The 17,399-nt window shown below is 70.5% G+C and carries 16 protein-coding genes and 1 pseudogene; 4 read left to right on the top strand and 13 right to left on the bottom strand.

The features are described 5' to 3' along the window. The first annotated feature begins 17 nt into the window (after positions 1-17). From NP048_RS07345 to NP048_RS07335, 3 genes are all read left to right on the top strand, one after another. Positions 18-1,685 (top strand): recombinase family protein, encoded by a 1,668-nt coding sequence (locus NP048_RS07345; protein ID WP_227577551.1) that lies wholly within the window; start codon positions 18-20, stop codon positions 1,683-1,685. A 488-nt stretch (positions 1,686-2,173) separates the two neighbouring features. Continuing rightward, positions 2,174-2,647 (top strand): hypothetical protein, encoded by a 474-nt coding sequence (locus NP048_RS07340; RefSeq protein WP_227577549.1) that lies wholly within the window; start codon positions 2,174-2,176, stop codon positions 2,645-2,647. A gap of 1,218 nt (positions 2,648-3,865) precedes the next feature. Next, a complete protein-coding gene (locus NP048_RS07335; RefSeq protein ID WP_227577548.1) occupies positions 3,866-4,621 on the top strand; it encodes a hypothetical protein in 756 nt (251 codons plus the stop codon). A 1,245-nt stretch (positions 4,622-5,866) separates the two neighbouring features. On the opposite strand, the gene NP048_RS07330 is transcribed toward NP048_RS07335, so the two are convergent. Continuing rightward, entirely contained in the window at positions 5,867-7,864 is a 1,998-nt protein-coding gene (locus tag NP048_RS07330; RefSeq protein WP_227577547.1) for an ATP-binding protein, read from the bottom strand. Between the two features lie 240 nt (positions 7,865-8,104). Between NP048_RS07330 and NP048_RS07325 the strand changes: the two genes are divergently transcribed. After that, on the top strand, positions 8,105-8,548 hold the full coding sequence (locus NP048_RS07325; protein WP_256769458.1) for a hypothetical protein: 444 nt from the start codon (positions 8,105-8,107) through the stop codon (positions 8,546-8,548). A 148-nt stretch (positions 8,549-8,696) separates the two neighbouring features. Here the strand turns inward: NP048_RS07325 and NP048_RS07320 are convergent, their stop codons facing one another. The 12 genes and pseudogenes from NP048_RS07320 to NP048_RS07265 form a co-directional block, all read right to left on the bottom strand. Further along, positions 8,697-9,482: a hypothetical protein gene (locus NP048_RS07320; RefSeq protein WP_227577545.1), complete on the bottom strand. Its 786-nt coding sequence runs from the start codon at positions 9,480-9,482 to the stop codon at positions 8,697-8,699. 167 nt (positions 9,483-9,649) lie between these two features. Next, positions 9,650-10,576 (bottom strand): annotated as a pseudogene (locus NP048_RS07315) (YifB family Mg chelatase-like AAA ATPase); the annotation flags it as partial. Continuing rightward, positions 10,577-10,933, bottom strand: coding sequence for a YraN family protein (locus tag NP048_RS07310; RefSeq protein ID WP_227577544.1), 357 nt, complete (start codon positions 10,931-10,933; stop codon positions 10,577-10,579). A 150-nt stretch (positions 10,934-11,083) separates the two neighbouring features. Next, positions 11,084-11,407, bottom strand: coding sequence for a DUF2469 domain-containing protein (locus NP048_RS07305; protein WP_203670487.1), 324 nt, complete (start codon positions 11,405-11,407; stop codon positions 11,084-11,086). Positions 11,408-11,432: 25 nt separating this feature from the next. Then, the gene (gene rnhB / locus NP048_RS07300) at positions 11,433-12,260 is read right to left on the bottom strand and encodes a ribonuclease HII (RefSeq protein WP_227577543.1); all 828 of its coding nucleotides are present in this window, start codon (positions 12,258-12,260) and stop codon (positions 11,433-11,435) included. Beyond that, entirely contained in the window at positions 12,257-13,144 is an 888-nt protein-coding gene (gene lepB, locus NP048_RS07295) for a signal peptidase I (RefSeq protein ID WP_227577542.1), read from the bottom strand. The genes rnhB and lepB overlap by 4 nt, the downstream gene beginning before the upstream one ends. Before the next feature lie 158 nt (positions 13,145-13,302). Further along, positions 13,303-13,671 (bottom strand): 50S ribosomal protein L19, encoded by a 369-nt coding sequence (gene rplS, locus NP048_RS07290; RefSeq protein WP_227577541.1) that lies wholly within the window; start codon positions 13,669-13,671, stop codon positions 13,303-13,305. A gap of 281 nt (positions 13,672-13,952) precedes the next feature. Next, positions 13,953-14,759, bottom strand: coding sequence for a tRNA (guanosine(37)-N1)-methyltransferase TrmD (trmD, locus tag NP048_RS07285; RefSeq protein WP_227577540.1), 807 nt, complete (start codon positions 14,757-14,759; stop codon positions 13,953-13,955). A gap of 3 nt (positions 14,760-14,762) precedes the next feature. Then, the gene (gene rimM / locus NP048_RS07280; protein ID WP_227577539.1) at positions 14,763-15,326 is read right to left on the bottom strand and encodes a ribosome maturation factor RimM; all 564 of its coding nucleotides are present in this window, start codon (positions 15,324-15,326) and stop codon (positions 14,763-14,765) included. A 78-nt stretch (positions 15,327-15,404) separates the two neighbouring features. Next, positions 15,405-15,644: an RNA-binding protein gene (locus NP048_RS07275; RefSeq protein WP_191783510.1), complete on the bottom strand. Its 240-nt coding sequence runs from the start codon at positions 15,642-15,644 to the stop codon at positions 15,405-15,407. After that, positions 15,644-16,072 (bottom strand): 30S ribosomal protein S16, encoded by a 429-nt coding sequence (gene rpsP, locus NP048_RS07270; RefSeq protein ID WP_227577538.1) that lies wholly within the window; start codon positions 16,070-16,072, stop codon positions 15,644-15,646. Before rpsP ends, NP048_RS07275 begins: the two co-directional genes overlap by 1 nt. Positions 16,073-16,309: 237 nt before the next feature. Next, on the bottom strand, positions 16,310-17,398 hold the full coding sequence (locus NP048_RS07265; RefSeq protein ID WP_227577537.1) for an amidohydrolase family protein: 1,089 nt from the start codon (positions 17,396-17,398) through the stop codon (positions 16,310-16,312). Between the last annotated feature and the right edge of the window lies 1 nt (position 17,399).

Here is a 17,399-nt window from a genome sequence, read left to right as displayed (position 1 = left end):
CTATAGACTCCCCAACCATGCGAATCCTTGGGGTCCTCCGACTCAGCCGCACTGACGCCGCGTCAACGTCGATAGAGCGCCAGCGCGAGGCCGTCGAGCGGTGGGCAGCGCTCACAGGGCACGAGATCACCGCCTGGGCCATCGACGAGGATGTCTCAGGCGACGTCGCCCCGTGGGCGCGTCCGGACCTGGGCCAGTACCTCCCCCGCACTCTCGCCAACCGAGACGCGTCACCCGCCGAGAAGCGGGCTGCGCTCGCGGCTTGCCGCGCCGGAGAGTGGGACGCCTTGGTCACGTGGAACCTCGACCGGCTGAGTCGCCGGGCGGCGGACCTACTTGCAGTGATCGACTGGGCCCGCGCAGAGGGGCGCCCGGTGTTCGACACCCAGGGAACGGAGTACACAGGTCCGGCGGGTGCCATCACGGTTGCCGTGCTGGGTGGACTGGCGCAGGGCGAGCGCGAGCGCATGGTGGCGCGGGCCCGCTCCTCCTTCGACAAGCTCTCGCGTGAAGGGCGCTGGCGGGGCGGCACGCCCCCGTTCGGCTACCGCGTGGCCACCGGCGAGGACGGGCATAAGCGCTTGGCCGTAGACCCGGACGCTGCGGCGCTCGTGCGGGCGCTGGCAGATCGCATCCGTGGGGGCGAGAGCGCTAACGGCATCTGCGCGGATCTGAACCGGCACGGCGTGCCGACGCCTTCGGGCCGTGGCGAGTGGCGGACCGGCAACCTGATGCGGGTGATGACGTCCGATCGGATGCTGGGCCAGATGGTGCGCGAGGAGACGCAGCCCGACGGCGGTCGCCGTGAGTACGTAGTGCGCGGCGCCGACGGCCTGCCCGTGCAGCGTGCAGAGGCGATCCTGACGCGCTCGGAGCTTGACGAGATTCGGGCCATCCTGAGCGAGAACCGCAAGGGCTCCGGCCGTCAGCCGGGGGCGCGTCTCGACCGCGCGCTACTCCTGCGCGTGCTCTGGTGCTGGGAGTGTGCGACCGAGGGGCGCGACGAACCGATGTACCGAGTCAACGGCGGGAGGGGGCAGAAGTATTACCGCTGTGGATCCCGAGCCCGCCAGGGCTCCCAGTTGTGCACCAACGGCGTCCTTCCGTGTGCCGACGTTGACGACGTCGTCACTCGCGCGATCCTGGGCGACTGGGGGCACAAGCCGGTGACTCGGCGCGTCTGGGTCCAGGGCAACGACGTCGCGGCTCGTGTCGCCGAGATCACGGAGGCGCTGGCGCAGATGCGCGAGGACCGCGCAGCTGGCATGTACTCGACCACCGCCGGACTCGCGGAGTTCCGCGCGACCTATTCCGAGCTGGAGCGCCGCCGCGAGGAGCTGATGGCGCAGGAGCGGATCCCGTCAGGGTGGCGGGAGGAGGAGACCGGCGAGACCCTCGCTGACCGTTGGCAGGCTGCGGGCGACGACGCCGCCCGAAACGCGATCCTGCGAGCGTCCGGTGTGCGCTTCTACGTCGAGCGAGGGACGGGCAAGCGGGGACAGGACGTCGCATCGCGACTGCGCGTCGCCTTCCGCCTGCCCGGCGAGGTCGACGCGGACCAGAGCGCCGAGCCCATGCCGCTCCCGTCCTCAGCTAGTGCCCTCGCAGATTGGGCCTCGCACCTGTTCGGTGAACATCTGACCGGGCCCGACGCCGTCCCCGTAGTGTCCTCCGACGTGGTGTGACCGAGATCACTGCTGCCTGACGCACAAGATCGCGACTTGGGCCGTCTCTATCAGGTGGGAGGGCATGAGAACTCGTGCCCGACCCACCCGGCAACGTGAGACATGTCCCCCGCAGTCGTCGCCCATGACGGCGGATCAGAGCCCAGAGGAACGGGCCCCGTCACCCCACAGCAACCACAGAGCCGGACGGCCCTGGTCTGGACGCCTCCCCCGAGGGTCCGGACCGGGGCCGTTCGGCGTTCCAGACAGGAGCACACCACCATGGCCGTAGAGAACTCGGCGCCCAGCCCCGACCCCTGGCACAGCCTGCTCACGGAGCGCGAGCTAGCGGCACGATGGCGCCTCAGCCCTGGCACGCTCGCCAACCAGCGATCCCAGGGGCGCGGTGCGTCCTACCTCAAGCTCTCGGGGAGCGGCGCTGTCCGCTACCGGCTGGCCGACGTCCTTGCGTACGAAGATGGCGCCGCCGTCGTGCCCGGCGGTGCTGCATGAGCGGGCGCAGCGACGCACTCGCGCCGACGCTGTCCGGCTGGCTCGACGCACAGCGGTTCGCGCTGCGCCGGGCGAGCATCGGCACGGGCTCGGTGTGGAGACGATCCCCCCAGCCTCGCGCGACCCCTGCTGATGTCGTGCTGGCGCTCGTCCTCGCGGACATGCCAGCCGTGCGGCTGAACGTCGAGCGGATCTCGCGGCACACGGGCCTGACGCATGCTCAGGTTCTCGACGCGCTCGCAGACCTGGAGGACGCCGGGCGAATCGCCAACGGGGCCCAGGCCGGTGGGCGGGTGTCCCTCGTCGTGCCCGCCGCGCTTGAGGCGCTGGGCGTGCCCGAGGCGTGGGGCATCGCGCACCAACACGTGCGGATGGACCCGCCGCCCCCGGGTCCGGAGCCCAGCGGGCTGGCGCTCGCAGCGGCGTTCGGCGCCGCTCACTCTGACGACGAGGGGGAAGGCGATGGCTGACCCAATGCCGGCCGGGCGGCACGAGTGGCAGCGCGCCGTGCTGGGCGCTGTCGCAGCTGGCGTGCTGCCCGGCTCATGGGTCGCGGTCGCTCTCGCGCTCTCGACCTACGCAGGCGAGGACGGTCGACAGGTCCGACCCTCACAAGCTCGCATCGCGCGCGAGATCGGCGCCGGGGTACGCACGGTGAACCGGCACATGGTGGCGCTCGCAGCTGCAGGCTGGCTGACGCTCGTGCACGCGCCGATGCGCGGGCCGAAGCACTACCGCCTGAGCCTGCCTGTCGCAGATGGCGCACTAGGCCCCCCGTCGGTGCCCACCGTGCAAGGTGCCGCCGATGGCGCACTAGGGGCCCTCGCCCTTGTCGCAGATGGCGCACTAGGTGCGGCCCCTGTCGCAGATGGCGCACTAGGTGGGGGCCGGGAGCGCCGAGGAGATGCGACCCCTAGTACGCCACCAGAGCCGTATAACGCAGGCTCTACTACTGGCTCTGGCTCTACCTCTATAGAGCAATGCGCTACAGAGGTACGGGGGGCAGCGGCCTGGGCAGCCGCAGCCGCAGCGGCGGAGGCAGAAGCAGCGGCGCGTGCGGAGGTCGACAGGCTGGCAGACGAGATCCTGCCGGTGTTCCTGACGTAGGGCTTGCGGGGCCCTCCGGGCCCACCGCGAGCAACGCTCTAGGCCTGGGGCCGCTGGCGCGGCCCGCCCATCGCCAACCGCCGACGGCCTGAGCGCAGGGCGGACGCAATCCCGGTGGTGCCTTCGCCGCTGCGCCGCCGGGCGCCACAGGGCGCCAGCGCGTGGCCGCTACCAGAGCTGCGACACGAACCGCGTGCGGGCGCCCTGGCGCCCCGCAGGGCCCTCGCAAGGGCCCCGCCGCTCCAGGGTGAGGGGACGGGCTCGAGAGGGCCGCAGAGGTGCACACGGCGCCTCGGGCAACCCCTCCCCGGACCTTCGATGCCATGCCCTGGCGCACCGCACGCCGTGCCGTGCGCTGGCGCACCGCACGCCGTGCCAAGCCTCGGGAGCTCACTGCTCCGAAGGGCTCCGAGGACGCACGCCGCGTCACCGGCATGAGCACTCGGGGTGGCACGACCCATCCCCAGCCCCTTCAAGGAACACAAAGCCGAGGCCCCGCGCCTCGGTGTATCCGCGTCGAGCAACGCCGACGCGCGTCATAGGGACGCGTCCGCGTCCCGCAACCGAGAGGACAGCCCACGATGGCTACCGCCAAGAGCACGACCACCAGGACCGAAAGCGCGCGCACCACGGAGAGCGGCCCTGCCGGGCCCACCGCGACGACGCAGCGCCTCGCAGCACAGGACCGGCACGCTGCCGCGCAACGTGCGCTGAACGACGCGCGCGCTGCACTGGATGAGATCCGCGAGCGTGTCGCACAGGGTGAGGACGTGACCGTGACGGCCCTCGCTCAGGCGACGGCGGCTGTCGAGCACGCAACCCTGCTGGCAGACGGCGCCGCCGTGGCGCTAAGCCGGGCGCAGGGGGCCGAGCGGGTGGCCCTCGCGAACGACCTCGCGGCTGCCCTTGCGCCCATCGTGGACGACAGCGCGCTCACGGAGGCACGGCGCCAGGCGGTGGACGACATCGCGCAGGCGCTGGGCACCCTCGCCATCATCGCCGAGGGGCAGCGGCAGGCCGTTGCGGGAGCGCTGCGCGCGGCCCAAGACGTCAACCTCTACCGGACCGAGCCGGTACAGCTGACGGCGCGCGGGTTGGGGCGACAGGCGCTCACCCTTGACGGTCGGCGCGTGGAGGCGCCGACGACCGAGGACGTCCTCTGGAAGACCCTCGGTGAGGCGGCGGCGGCGGCAGGCTGGATGATCCGTTCCGACGGGCTGCAGGCGGTGCGTCGCGCCGAGCGGGAAGACCAGGACGCGGGCGCCCTGCCCTCGTGGGCTGCGTTCCTTGGAAGCCGCGCGGCTGAGAAGGCGGCAACGGGGGTGGCGGACCTGTGAGCGCGGAGGGGGCACAGACACAGAGGGGGGCCGCGACGATGGGCGGGACGTGCGCGCTCTGCGATGCACCCACCTCCAAGGGGGCAGCCTTCTGCTCTCGGGAGCACCGTGCAGCCGTGACGGACTTCCGGCGCCGGGTGCACCAGTTCGCCGACCAACGAGCGCGGGCAGAGGACCGCATGCGCCGCCAGGCGGACGAGCTGCACGACAGGTCCGACGATGTGGCGCGCGAGGTGCAAGGGCTGCGCTCGCTGGCGCGCAAGGAGCGGCCGACCGCCGAAGACCTGCACGCTTGGCCACGCCGGTCGCGACGCCGTCCCCGACGGCCTGACAGTGAGCGGAGGCGCTGACGATGTTGAGCGACCCCGCCCAGCGGTGCAGGGGCACGGAGTCGAGCTCGGGGCGGGCTGCGGGCACGCGTCTGGTCCCAAGCAACCCCAGCGAGAGCAGTCGGGCGCACAGGTACGCCGTCGGTGCCCGGTTCGGCTCTCTCGTGCTCGTCGAGCGTCTTGGCAAGGTGAGGGGGCACTCCCGGGTTCGCGTGCTCTGCGACTGCGGCGCGACGTCGGAGATGTGGCTGACCAACGTCACCAGCGGGCGGGCCCGGACCTGCGGCAACCGCGTTGCGCACCCGGGCGCCGGGGGTCGAAACCCGTTGGGCCTGTCCTACGGCGGCGCTCACGATCGCGTACGCGCCGCGCGCGGTCGCCCCAGGCAGCACCCATGCGAGGACTGCGGCGAGCCCGCGCAACACTGGGCCTACTCACACCGTCGCGACGCGCGTGCGCTGTACGGCGAACAGGGCAGGAAGGGCGCCGGTCTCGTCTACAGCGACCGCCCGGCGGACTATCTGCCACTCTGCGAGCCATGCCACACCGCCCACGACCGAGCCCACGGTTGTCGCGACTGAGCAACATCCTGCCCGCGAGGGCTTACTGAGGGCCCCTAGCTTGCGACTCAAAGCCGCAGGCTAGGGGCCCTTTTCTGCGTTCTGCCGCACCGGTTTGAGGACCTCCCCATTTTCGGCGTACAGCGCGCAGCTAAGACATGGCGGTGCGCGACATCAACCCAAAGGGGTCAGCCCCCCAGGGGTAGGCACTCGAGTGGGGCTCAATGCACTACCGGGGCAGCCTCCTAGGTTCCGCGATAGCTCGCGCGGTCGCTCCGACTTGCGCGGGAGGTTCGCAAAGCTCCCGCATTGCAATATCGCCGCAACAAACGCCGCAGCTATGGCAATCCTCAAGACTACGCGGTCGCTGGCGCCACCGACTGCATGCGACGAATGAAGTCTTGAAGGGCCAGAACCTGGACGACGTGGTTCCCACCGCTCTTCCTGAGGAGGTGCGTCGCGCCGTAATAATCGCGCTCGTTCCAGTTGCCCTCCTTCAACTCGACCAAGTCATAGTCGCCGATGGACTCTCCGGCAGGCACTTCCCAGGCCACAACCAGGTCGACTAGATCGAAGTATTTCTTACTCCCTGTGGCGTCTTCAGCCTCGAAGTCATCGATAAGGTCGTCCAGGCGCACCTTGAACTCCAGCCACTTACCCCGGCGCTGGAACGCGCCACCGGTCGCCTTGCTCTCGGCGATTCCGAGCGGAGCCAGGTCATCCGGAGTGGGCTTGGCGAACTGTGATGCCTCGAAATCAAAGTAGCCGTCGAGGCGCGTTGTGCTACCCGGCACGGCGAGAAGTCGGTAGCCCCGGAGATCTCCCGACGCAAGCAGCGCGTAGAAGATCCCCACCAACTCGGCTTCGTATCGCGGCTCGTATGCAAAACCGAGTGGCTCGGACATGGCCTGCAGCTTCTCAGTACGCTTGCGAACCCTGTCGCCTTCGCTCGCGAGCTCCTCTTTCGCTTGAGCGAATCCACCGGCATGATGGGGCGCCTCGTCGTTGGACCGGACCAGCCTGCCAATATAGCGAAGGAACAGGTTCTGGATCTGGCGCTCGAGCCACTCCAGGAAGGCGCGATCCTGAGCGGGGATGGTCTTCCGGCCCAAGTCCGGCGAATACTTCCCATTGAAGGACGCGATCATGAAGAGGCGCCTGCGATACTCAGGCTTCATAGTCGCGTAAGGATGGTCCGTCGTCTCGCCGATCGGCATTCCCACGGAGGCCACCATTAGCCCCCCGCGCACGTTCATGTACTGGAAACGCTTCGCCGATGGCTCTTCGAGTGCGCCCCGATAAAGGTCCTCATAGAGCGTGTTCTTGTATGCCCAGCTGGCATAAACCGAGGTCTCGTACTTTCTTAGGGTCTGGAGGGTTTCCTGATCCTCCGCCGAGTCACTGTTTTCGAGTTCTTCAATCTGTGCTTTTAGTTGCTGCTCGAGGGCGTCAGGCCCAAGCTCGAGGTAGAGCATTTCGTAGCGATTACTGTCGCTCACCGAACCGGACCACAACTCCGATAGGCTCACGCTCGTGGCAGCATCCGAGTGAGGGAAATGAAACTTCGGGACGACAGTGCATGTCCCGCCACCAGAGACACCCAAAAGCTCAAGTTCGACACGCAGCTCTCGAACCCACTCCGGGCGCCGATGGTCAGCAATGCCGACGTTCACAATGCCGATAGCGGTGAATGTTCGAAGAACAAGCTCCCACGTCTCGAGCTTGTTGTATTGAGCGTTGCGCACTCGACCAAAGCGCGTGCTCTCGTCGACCTTAACCGTAATGCTTGTCCCGGAGCCGAAGTTTTCGAGCCGCCGCCCTGCGTCCTCGACCCTTTCGAACTTTGGTGCAGGCAGAATAGTCTCGCCCTGCACCCATTCGGACCCGCCCTGGATTCGATAGGCGTGCACCTCGCCAGAAGTCGTCTTCGTCCGCACCTCGAAGGCCGGATGCCCGTAGATTAGAAATGTAGTTCCAACACCCTTGTGTCCTCGGGTCGGCCTTCCATAGAGCAGCTTCGGGCTAAGGTGAGGCGTAAAAACCTCCTGCAGCTTGTCACCGGCTATACCGACGCCATTATCGGTGACCGTTATCTCGTTCCTTGCGGACGCGTCGATCTCAATGCGGATCGTCGGGTATTCCCCATCACGACGCCCGGCCGCGTTATCTACGCCTGCACCCCAACGTGCCTCGATCGCGTCCATCGCGTTCTGAACCGCTTCCGCCAAGACGTCGAATCGTCCCGTGTAGCTGTCCAGAACGTTCTTGACGATGTTCCGGGCGTGTGCCGACATCTCATTCGGCCCAGTTGGCCGGAACTCTAAGGGGTCGAAACTGACCGGAAGCTCAGACATCCACAGGTCCTCTCGTCGCTACTGATGCCGAGCGTACCGCCCGGGTCCAGCTCGCGGGCCAGACTCCCGCTCCATCTTGAGCAAGCGCGGTCGTCCGCAGCACTTGCCCTGCCCCGCGCTCGCGAACGGCGCTCCTGCCGCCGCCCGGTCAACGGCGTCCTGACCGTGGGCGCTCGCGCAGATGCTGCCTAGTCTCGACGTCGCGCTTGCGCCACACTCTCCGACATGGGTAGGGAGAGCATGAGCGACGACGAGCGCGAGCTTCGGGAGCGCCTAAGGGTCGTGGTAGCGAAGCGTGAGGGGATCGACGGGGAGGAGCGCGCCTCCGCTGAGCGGACATATAAGTTCGCCGAGGAACTACAGGCGACCGCTGACCCGGCGAGCCCTAAAGACATGCGCATGAGACTTGACTGGATCAAGGAATCCCTCGAAGCCCACGATCTGGTGAGGAGCGCGCGTCGGGAAGCCCACGACGACGAGGCCCGCATCCGGGAGGCGATCAGCCTCTTGGTCATGGAACGCCTCACCGGGGCAAGCGCAAGGGCCGCGCGGGCCGCAGCCCGCGCCACCTGGGCCGCTGTCGTGGTTTCTGCGCTGGCCATCGGCGCGACGCTTTACATCGGACTCACCACCACAGAGCCTCCCGGCCATATTCCGCCGCCTGCCCAGAGTTCCGCCCCCTAGCCGTGCCCACCGTCTGGGCCCGGCGCGCCGCCGCCCCAACCAGATTCGGACCGCCGACGCCTAGGAGACGAGCGCTGCTGTAACACGGCCCCGCGCTGGGCACTGTCGGCCGAAGACTGTGCATGACTCCTTCGGAGCTGCTGACTGCCTACCGGCCCTCACATCGACGGTCATACAGACTCCACCCGACGCGGAGCATCTTGTAGGACGCAATGAAGGGCTGAGAGATCTGGTCAAGCGAACCACCCACTACGTGCGTCGCTAGACCTGATAGCCGGTCGGCCGCGATGACCGATCCCCTCGGAATCGTGGACCAACCGAGTACATGAGCGTCGCCACTCATCTCGTACCACAGAGCACGCCCCTGCTGTCGACGCTCGCTGTCGGGGAATACGAGATCTAGCGCCTCTGGGATGACCGTGGTGGTCAGTTCGAGCTTCTGCCGCCCGGTCCTGGCCCTTGCTACTTCCTCGACTCGCTGCGCCAGCCACTCCTGCTGTGCAACGAGCTCGGTGCGCTCCTGGTCGCTCAGCGCGAAGTCAGACAGCCGGTTGTAGTACTTGCGCATCTGCTCGTGCATCTCGGCGAGGACGATCAGCCCACGCTCTTGGCGTTGTGCCCCATGGTCTGGGCCGAGGATCCAGACCCCTTGCGCAGCGCCGACGAGCGCACTCCGCAGCACCGAGAAGTGAGCACTCGGATACAGCTGCTGAGCTTCAATGGCGTCCCGAGCGAGACGAAGGTGCTCACCTGCCAACGCCAACGAGAGCCATGCCACACTGCTGATGCGGTGACGCGGGAACACGTGGTCATCAACCGCGAGCTCGCTGCCCCGCTCCGGCTCCTCCACCGAGGATGCGCGCACCCTCCACCGCTCAAGATCGGCGTACGTCGACCGGATCTCATGCAGGAAGCGCTGCTCGGAGGACTCCATGACTGGAACCTAGTCGCGGGCGGGGTGCTCTAGCGGCCGACGGACGGTTGACCGGCAACTCGGGCACCGGAATGCCGACCGGAAGCTAGGCGGGTCCTTGGGTCCCGACACCTCACGGACGGGAGTGCAGCTCGATCGGGCGGCCTCGGGAGTGCAAGATGATAGTTGGAGTCGTCGAGGAACAGGACCCCGCGGTGGGCGCGGGACGCCGCACCCGGCCGCGGCAGGCCCGAGCCGCCACCGACGATGCTCGCCGGCGTGGCGGTGTGGTGCGGGTCCTCGAACGGGGGTCGGCGTACCAGCCCGCCTCCCGGATCGAACGTGCCCGCGACCGAGTGCACGGCGGTGACCTCCACGGCGTCGGCCTCGTCGAGGTCCGGCAGCAGTCCCGGGAGCCGCGCCGCGAGCATCGTCTTGCCCGCGCCCGGGGGACCGACCATGAGGAGGTGGTGACCCCCGGCCGCCGCCACCTCCAGGCCGTACCGCGCCTCGTCCTGGCCGAGGACGTCACCGAGGTCGGGCTCGCGGCGTGCGGGGACGACGCAGACGACGTCCCGCACGGGCTCGACGTCGAGCACCTCGACGTCGGCACCGTGGTGCGCGGCCACCTGCGCGAGGCTGTCCGCGGCGAGGACCTGCGCGCCGGGCACCAGGCGCGCCTCCTCGAGGTTGCCCCGCGGCACCACGACCCGAGGGTGCCCCGCCGCGACGGCGGCCGCCACGGACGGCAGCACGCCGCGCACCGGCCGCAGACGGCCGTCCAGACCCAGCTCCCCGAGGTGGACCCACCCGGCCACGGACGCGACCTCGACCAGGCCGGCGCCCGCCAGCGTCGCGACGGCGACCGCCAGGTCGAACGACGACCCGGTCTTGGGCAGGGTCGCCGGAGACAGGTTGACCGTGATGCGTCGTGTCGGCCAGGCGAGCCCGGACGACGTCACCGCGGCCCGTACCCGGTCCCGCGCCTCGGCCAGCGAGGCGTCGGGCAGGCCGACGAGCGTGAAGGCGGGCAGGGACGGGGCCAGGTGGGACTCCACGTCCACGAGGTGCCCGACGAGCCCCACCAGCGCGACGGCACGCGTGCGCCCGAGCACTCAGACCACCCCGACGAGGTGCTCGACCTGCGCAGCGCCCCGGCGCTGCACGAGCACCGCGATGACGTCGACCCGCACCGAACGGGCGCGCACGTCGTGCTCACTCAGCCACCGGGCCGTCAGTCGTCGTAGTCGTGCCAGCTTGCGGTACGTGACCGCCTCGGCGGGGTGCCCGTAGGCCGTCGAGCGCCGCGTCTTGACCTCGACCGCGACGACCTCGTCGCCGTCGAGGGCCACGATGTCGAGCTCCCCCTCGGGGCACCGCCAGTTGCGGGCGAGCACCGTCCAGCCCGCCTGCGTGACGAACGCCGCCGCCACGTCCTCCCCGTACCGTCCGACCGCGTCCTTCGCCCGCACGTCGACCACCTCCGGCACCGACCCTGCCCGCGGACGGGCCGGGTGCGGCGGCGCGGCGCCAGATCGGTGGACGGACCCTCCGCCGGCGGGGCCTGTGGTCGGCTCGACGCCGACGACGAAGCGCGGGGCGGGCGGGCGAGGCGACGAGCGTCAGCGGGTGAAGCCGGGCCCCGCCCCGAGGTCCAGCTCGGCCTTCGCGAGCTCCTCGACGTTCACGTCCTTGAACGTGACGACCCGGACCGACTTGACGAACCGTGCCGAGCGGTAGACGTCCCACACCCAGGCATCGACGAGCGACAGCTCGAAGTACACCTCGCCGGCCGCCGAGCGGACCTGCAGGTCGACGTGGTTCGCCAGGTAGAAGCGTCGTTCGGTCTCGACCACGTACGAGAAGAGGCCGACCACGTCGCGGTACTCGCGGTACAGCGCGAGCTCCATGTCGGTCTCGTAGTTCTCCAGGTCCTCGGCGCTCACCGCACCATCATCCCCCATCGCGCCGTCATGACGGCCCGCGCAGCACCTCGTCCGGGAGCAGCGCGTCGACGGCCCAGCCCTCTGCGCCGGCCTGGGCGATCGGTTCCTGCGTCGTGGGCAGGCGCCATGACCTGCGGTGCAGCGGGCTCGGCCCGTGCTCGCGGAGCGCAGCGAGGTGCTCGGGCGCTGCGTAGCCCTTGTTCTCCTCCCAGCGGTACTGCGGGTACGCGACGGCGTGGCGCACCATCAGGGCGTCGCGCTCGCACTTCGCCAGCACGCTCGCCGCCGCGACGCTCGCGCACGACCGGTCCGCCTTGACCTTCAGGTGCACCGCCGGGAGCGAGATCTCCCCCTGCCCGTCGAACAGCTCGCCCTGCGTGCCGAACAGGTCGGGCTGGGGCGGCGTGAGCCAGTCGTGCGACCCGTCGAGGACCACCGCGTCGACGTGCTCGACGACGGTGAGGACCGACCGCATCGCACGCGTACCCGCCAGCCGCAGCGCCGCGATGATGCCGCGCTCGTCGATCTCGTCGGGCGAGGCGTGCCCGACAGCGCGTGCCACGCCCCAGCGGTCGAGCGAGGGCAGCAGCGCCTGACGAGCGGCAGGGCTCAGGAGCTTGGAGTCGGCGACCCCGCGCGGCGCGGACCGGGTGGCGACGTCCACGACGACCACCCCGACGGAGACGGGTCCGGCCAGCGACCCGCGCCCCACCTCGTCCATCCCGGCGACGTAGCGCAGGCCGGTGCGCAGGAGGGCGCGCTCGTGGCGCAGGTGGGGAGTCGGCCTGGCCGTGGCACGACGGGTCGTGCGTCCGGGCGCCCGGACGACCGCGTCGGGACCTGCCGTCGTCATCCCGCGTCGGGCACGTCCGCGAAGGTCGCGGACGGGTTCTTCAAGAGCGTGAAGCGGTCGACCGGCCACACGGTGACGAACGCGACGCCCACGACGTTGGCAACCGGCACCGAACCGCCACCCGGCTCACCCTGGTGGCGGCGGGAGTCCGCCGACTGCTGGCGGTTGTCACCCATCAGCCACAGCGAGTTCTCCGGGACGACGACGTCGAACTGCATCTCGCTCGGCTGCGACCCGGGCGCCAGGTACGGCTCGTCGAGCGGGACGCCGTTGACGGTGATCGGCTCCCCCGGGCCGGCGCACGCCACACGATCACCCGGCAGGCCGATGATGCGCTTGACGAGGTGCTCACCGGCGTCCTGCGGGAGCAGCCCGATGAACGTCAGCCCCTCGTTGACGGCCTCGGCCAGCGCACCTTGCGGCTTCTTGATCTCCGGCGGCAGCCAGCCCCCGGGATCCTTGAACACGACGATGTCACCGCGCTTGAGGTCGAACGGGCCGGGTGTCAGCTTGCTGACCAGGATGCGGTCGTTCTCGACGAGGGTCTCGTGCATCGACTGCGACGGGATGAAGAACGCCTGCACGAGGAACGTCTTCACGACGAGCGACAGCACGAGCGCGCTGACCAGGATGATCGCCGTCTCGCGGACCCACGACCACGCCGTCGACGGGCGCCGACGGACCGCGTCGCGGTCGCGGTGCGCGGCTGCCGACTCCTCGCCACGGGCCCGCTCGTCGCGCGAACGGGAGGCCCAGTCCTGGCCGGAGCCACCGCCGTGGGCGCCCGTGGGTGTCCACAGCGGGTGTGCGGCGGTCGGCGGTGCGTCTGCGGGGCGGCTCGAGGACGGCGTCGACCCCGGTCCGTCGGGTCGGGACTCGGTCACTGACACACTCTGACACGGACTCGCGCGCGTGGGGTCCGCGAGGCCACCTCGCGAGACCACCAGGACGCCCCCTGGACGCCCGCTGGGTGTCCGGGGACGACGACGGGCGGGCACCCGAAGGTGCCCGCCCGTCGCGACGTACCGGGAGTGCGGGGTGCTCAGCCCTTCTTCTTGGCCGGAGCGTTCTCGCGCTTCTCCTTGATCTTCGCCTTCTTGCCACGCAGCGCGCGCAGGTAGTAGAGCTTCGCGCGCCGCACGTCACCGCGCGTGACGACCTCGATCGTGTCGATCGACGGCGTGTGCAGCGGGAAGGTCCGCTCGACGCCCACGGCGAAGCTGATCTTGCGGATCGTGAAGGTCTCGCGCACACCGGAACCCTGGCGGGCGATGACGACACCCTGGAAGGCCTGGATGCGCGAGCGGTTGCCCTCGACGACCTTCACGTTGACCTTGAGGGTGTCTCCGGGGCGGAAGTCCGGGTGGTCGTGCCGCAGCGATGCTGCGTCGACCGCGTCGAGCGTCTGCATGTCGTGTCGCTTCCCCGCCCTGCCGCAGGTCAGGAACGTGATCGACGGGCGCGCGCGTTGCCTGGGCATGGCACGCGCCCGTGGTTCGGGTCTGTCGGTGCGGACCGGGGTCCCGGCCGAGGGCCGGTCCGGTCCGCGCGTCACGAGCGCTCTCCCCTGCGGCAGAGAGGCGGCGGACGCACACCGAGCAGACAGTCTGCCACAGCGGCCCGTCTGCTCCCAATCGCGCCCGTGCAGCCGTCCACGAGTGCGACGACGCAGGTCGCCCCCACGCGGCACCGTCAGGCGCTGACGGGCTCCCGCCCGGGATCGCCACCGTCGCTCGGGCGCAGGCGGCCGTCGATCAGGACCCACCCGCAGTCGGCGAGCACCTCGAGGTCGTGCCGGTCCCACCGGACCGCATCGAGCGCCACGAGGATGTCCGGGCGGCGGGCCGCGGTCCGGCGCAGCGCCTCGTCCCGACGCCAGCGCGCGATACGGGCGTGGTGCCCGGACAGCAGCACGTCGGGTACGTCGTGCCCCTGCCACGACGGCGGCTTGGTGTAGACGGGGTACTCCAGCAGCCCCGCGGCACCGTGCGACTCCTCGACGAGCGACTCGGGGTTGCCGACGACACCGGGGAGCAGCCGGGCGACTGCCTCGACGACGACGAGCGCGGCCACCTCGCCCCCGTTGAGGACGTAGTCGCCGAGCGACACCTCCGTGACCCGCCCCCGAGTCGCATAGTGCTCGACGACGCGCGCGTCGATGCCCTCGTACCGGCCGCATGCGACGACCAGGTGCTGCTCGGTGGCCCACGCCTCGGCGGTGCGCTGCGTGAACGGTGTGCCGGCGGGCGACGGGACGAGCAGGTGCGCGTCCGGCGTCAGGACGTCGTCGAGCGCACGACCCCACACGTCCGGCCGCATGACCATGCCGGCACCGCCACCGAAGGGCGTGTCGTCGACCGTCCGGTGCCGGTCGTCAGTCCATGCACGCAGGTCGTGGACCCGCAGGTCCAGCAGACCGGCGGTGCGCGCCTTGCCGACCAGGGACAGCTCGAGCGGAGCCAGGTACTCGGGGAAGATCGAGACGACGTCGATGCGCACGTCTCAGGCCTCGTCGGGTGCGGTGCCGCGGGTCTCGTCGCTCACGACGAGGTTGGCGACGTCGGCCGCGAGCAGCCCGCCGGGCGGGTCGAGCACGACACGAGCGCCCGCGACGTCGACGACCGGGACGATCGCCTCGACGAACGGGACGAGCGTGCGTGCACCGTCAGGCTCGCGCAGGACGAGCACGTCGTGCGCCGGCAGGTGCTCGAGACCCACCACCTCACCGAGGACGCGCCCGTCGGTGACGTGCTCCGCGCGCAGCCCGACGAGCTCGTGGGGGTACCACCCGTCGTCGTCGTGCGGGTCGTCGTCCGAGTCGACCACGAGCGCCACCCCGCGCAGGCCCTCGGCGGCGCTGCGGTCGGCGACGCCCTCGAACGTGGCGTACCAGCGCCCCTGCGCGTCGCGCACCTGCGCGACGACGAGCGGGCCAGCAGCTGCGGGCTCCGTGTCGAACCGCGCGCCGACGACCAGCCGATCCTCTGGCGCGTCGGTCCGCACGTCCAGCGCCACCTCCCCACGCAGCCCGTGGGGACGCCCGATGCGGGCGACGGTCAGCAGCATGTCACTCCCTCCCCCGACGTGTCGGGGACGACGACGGCCCGGCCCCTCGTCGAGGGACCGGGCCGTCGGTGTCTGCGGTCAGCGCCGGTCGACGTCGACCACGTCGACGCGCACGGCACCGTCGGGCGACAGCGCACCGACCACCGTGCGCAGCGCACGAGCGGTCCGGCCACCGCGTCCGATGACGCGGCCGAGGTCCTCGGGGTGCACACGCACCTCGAGCATCTCGCCCCGGCGCAGCGACGAGGAACGCACGTGCACGTCGTCCGGGTGGTCGACGATGCCGCGCACCAGGTGCTCGAGCGCGTCGGCGAGCATCAGGCCTGCTCGTCCTCGGCGGGAGCCGCCTGCTCGGCGGGCTCCGCGGCAGCAGCCTTCTTCTCCGACGCCTTCGCCTTGACCTTCTCGGCGTCCAGCGCGGCAGCCTCGACGGCAGCCTTCGGGTCGACCTTCGGCTGCTTGACGCGCAAGGTGCCCTCGGCGCCCGGCAGGCCCTTGAACTTCTGCCAGTCACCGGTGACCTTGAGCAGCACGCGCACCTGCTCGGTGGGCTGAGCGCCGACGCCCAGCCAGTACTGCGCCCGCTCCGAGGAGATCTCGATGAGGGAGGGCTCCTCGGTCGGGTGGTACTTGCCGATCTCCTCGATCACACGACCGTCGCGCTTGGTGCGCGAGTCGGCGACGACGATGCGGTAGTACGGCGCACGGATCTTGCCCAGGCGCTTGAGACGGATCTTCGTTGCCACGAGGTGGTGTTCTCCTGATGTCTGCTGGGGTGGCCTCGCGGTGCGTCCCGTGGGGAGGGTGCGCCGTTCCGGCCGGAGGACACGGACACCGAGCAGGTAGAGGGGCTGCGCGGACCGAGTACAGCCGATCATTCTGCCAGACCGACGGCACTGCCACCGAATCGACGCATCGGTCCCGCGCGCGCAGGCCGCCGGCGGGCGCGGGTGCGCGGCTCGGCCCGGTCGAGGACCGGCGCCTCAGCGCACGCGCACGCCGCGCAGCACGACCGCACGCGGGGACGCCAGCGCCGCGACGTCCGCGCGCGGGTCGGCGTCGTAGACGACGACGTCCGCGCTCGCACCCTCGGCGATGCCGGGCACCCCCAGCCAGTCGCGTGTCCGCCAGGACGCGGCCGCGACCACGTCGTGTGCGGGGAGTCCGGCACGGACCATCTCGGCCGCCTCGTCCGCGACACGGCCGTGGTCGATCGTCCCGCCCGCGTCGGTGCCGACCAGCACCCGGACGCCGGCGTCGTGCAGGTCACGGACGTGGTCGTACCGCCGGGCGTGCATCACACGCATCCGCGCGGCGAACCGCGGGTACCGCACCTCCCCCTGGGCGGCGATGGCCTCGAACTGCCCGACCTGCAGGAGCGTGGCGGTCACCGGCACGCCGGCGGCCGCGATCCGTGCGATCTGCGCGGGGGTCGCGCCCGTCGCGTGCTCGAGGCAGTCGACGCCCGCGTCGAGGAGAGGGTCGATCGCCTCGTGGCTGAACGTGTGCGCCGTGACCCGTGCGCCCGCGGCGTGCGCGGCGGCCACCGCGTCGCTCAGGACGTCGGCGGGCCACAGGGGACGCAGGTCGCCGTCCGGCCCGAGGTCACGATCGATCCAGTCGGCGACGAGCTTGACCCAGCCGTCACCGCGGTCCGCCTCCTCGCGCACTGCCTGGGGCAGCTGCGCGGGATCGGTGAGCTCACGCCCGTAGTGGCGCAGGTAGCGCTTCGTGAGGGCGAGGTGACGACCGGCGCGCAGCAGCCGCGGCAGGTCGCGACGGTGGTCCACCCAGCGGGTGTCCGCGGGCGAGCCGGCGTCCCGCACGAGCAGCACGCCCGAGTCCCGGTCGGCCCGCGCCTGCGCCTCGGCCTCGCCGTCGTCCACCGGGCCGTCGGCCGCCAGCCCGATGTGGCAGTGCACGTCGACGAGCCCGGGCAGGACCCAGCCGTCGAGCGTGGTCTCGGCCGGCTCCACAGGCTGCTCCAGCGTGAGCCGGTCGCCGATGATCCAGGCCTCGCCGACCTCGTGCTCGTCACCCAGCACGACGGTGCCGCGCAGGTGGGTGATCACG

The organism is Cellulomonas xiejunii, assembly GCF_024508315.1.
GTDB classification, from domain to species: domain Bacteria; phylum Actinomycetota; class Actinomycetes; order Actinomycetales; family Cellulomonadaceae; genus Cellulomonas; species Cellulomonas xiejunii.
This window is presented reverse-complemented; position numbering and strand designations above follow the sequence as displayed.

Coding starts and splice junctions, on each gene's coding strand:
- NP048_RS07320 (WP_227577545.1), bottom strand. CDS start 9,482: ATGGAGTCCTCCGAGCAGCGCTTCCTGCATGAGATCCGGTCGACGTAC.
- NP048_RS07345 (WP_227577551.1), top strand. CDS start 18: ATGCGAATCCTTGGGGTCCTCCGACTCAGCCGCACTGACGCCGCGTCA.
- NP048_RS07330 (WP_227577547.1), bottom strand. CDS start 7,864: ATGTCTGAGCTTCCGGTCAGTTTCGACCCCTTAGAGTTCCGGCCAACT.
- NP048_RS07340 (WP_227577549.1), top strand. CDS start 2,174: ATGAGCGGGCGCAGCGACGCACTCGCGCCGACGCTGTCCGGCTGGCTC.
- rplS (WP_227577541.1), bottom strand. CDS start 13,671: ATGCAGACGCTCGACGCGGTCGACGCAGCATCGCTGCGGCACGACCAC.
- rimM (WP_227577539.1), bottom strand. CDS start 15,326: ATGCTGCTGACCGTCGCCCGCATCGGGCGTCCCCACGGGCTGCGTGGG.
- rnhB (WP_227577543.1), bottom strand. CDS start 12,260: ATGACGACGGCAGGTCCCGACGCGGTCGTCCGGGCGCCCGGACGCACG.
- NP048_RS07275 (WP_191783510.1), bottom strand. CDS start 15,644: ATGCTCGCCGACGCGCTCGAGCACCTGGTGCGCGGCATCGTCGACCAC.
- NP048_RS07325 (WP_256769458.1), top strand. CDS start 8,105: ATGAGCGACGACGAGCGCGAGCTTCGGGAGCGCCTAAGGGTCGTGGTA.
- NP048_RS07335 (WP_227577548.1), top strand. CDS start 3,866: ATGGCTACCGCCAAGAGCACGACCACCAGGACCGAAAGCGCGCGCACC.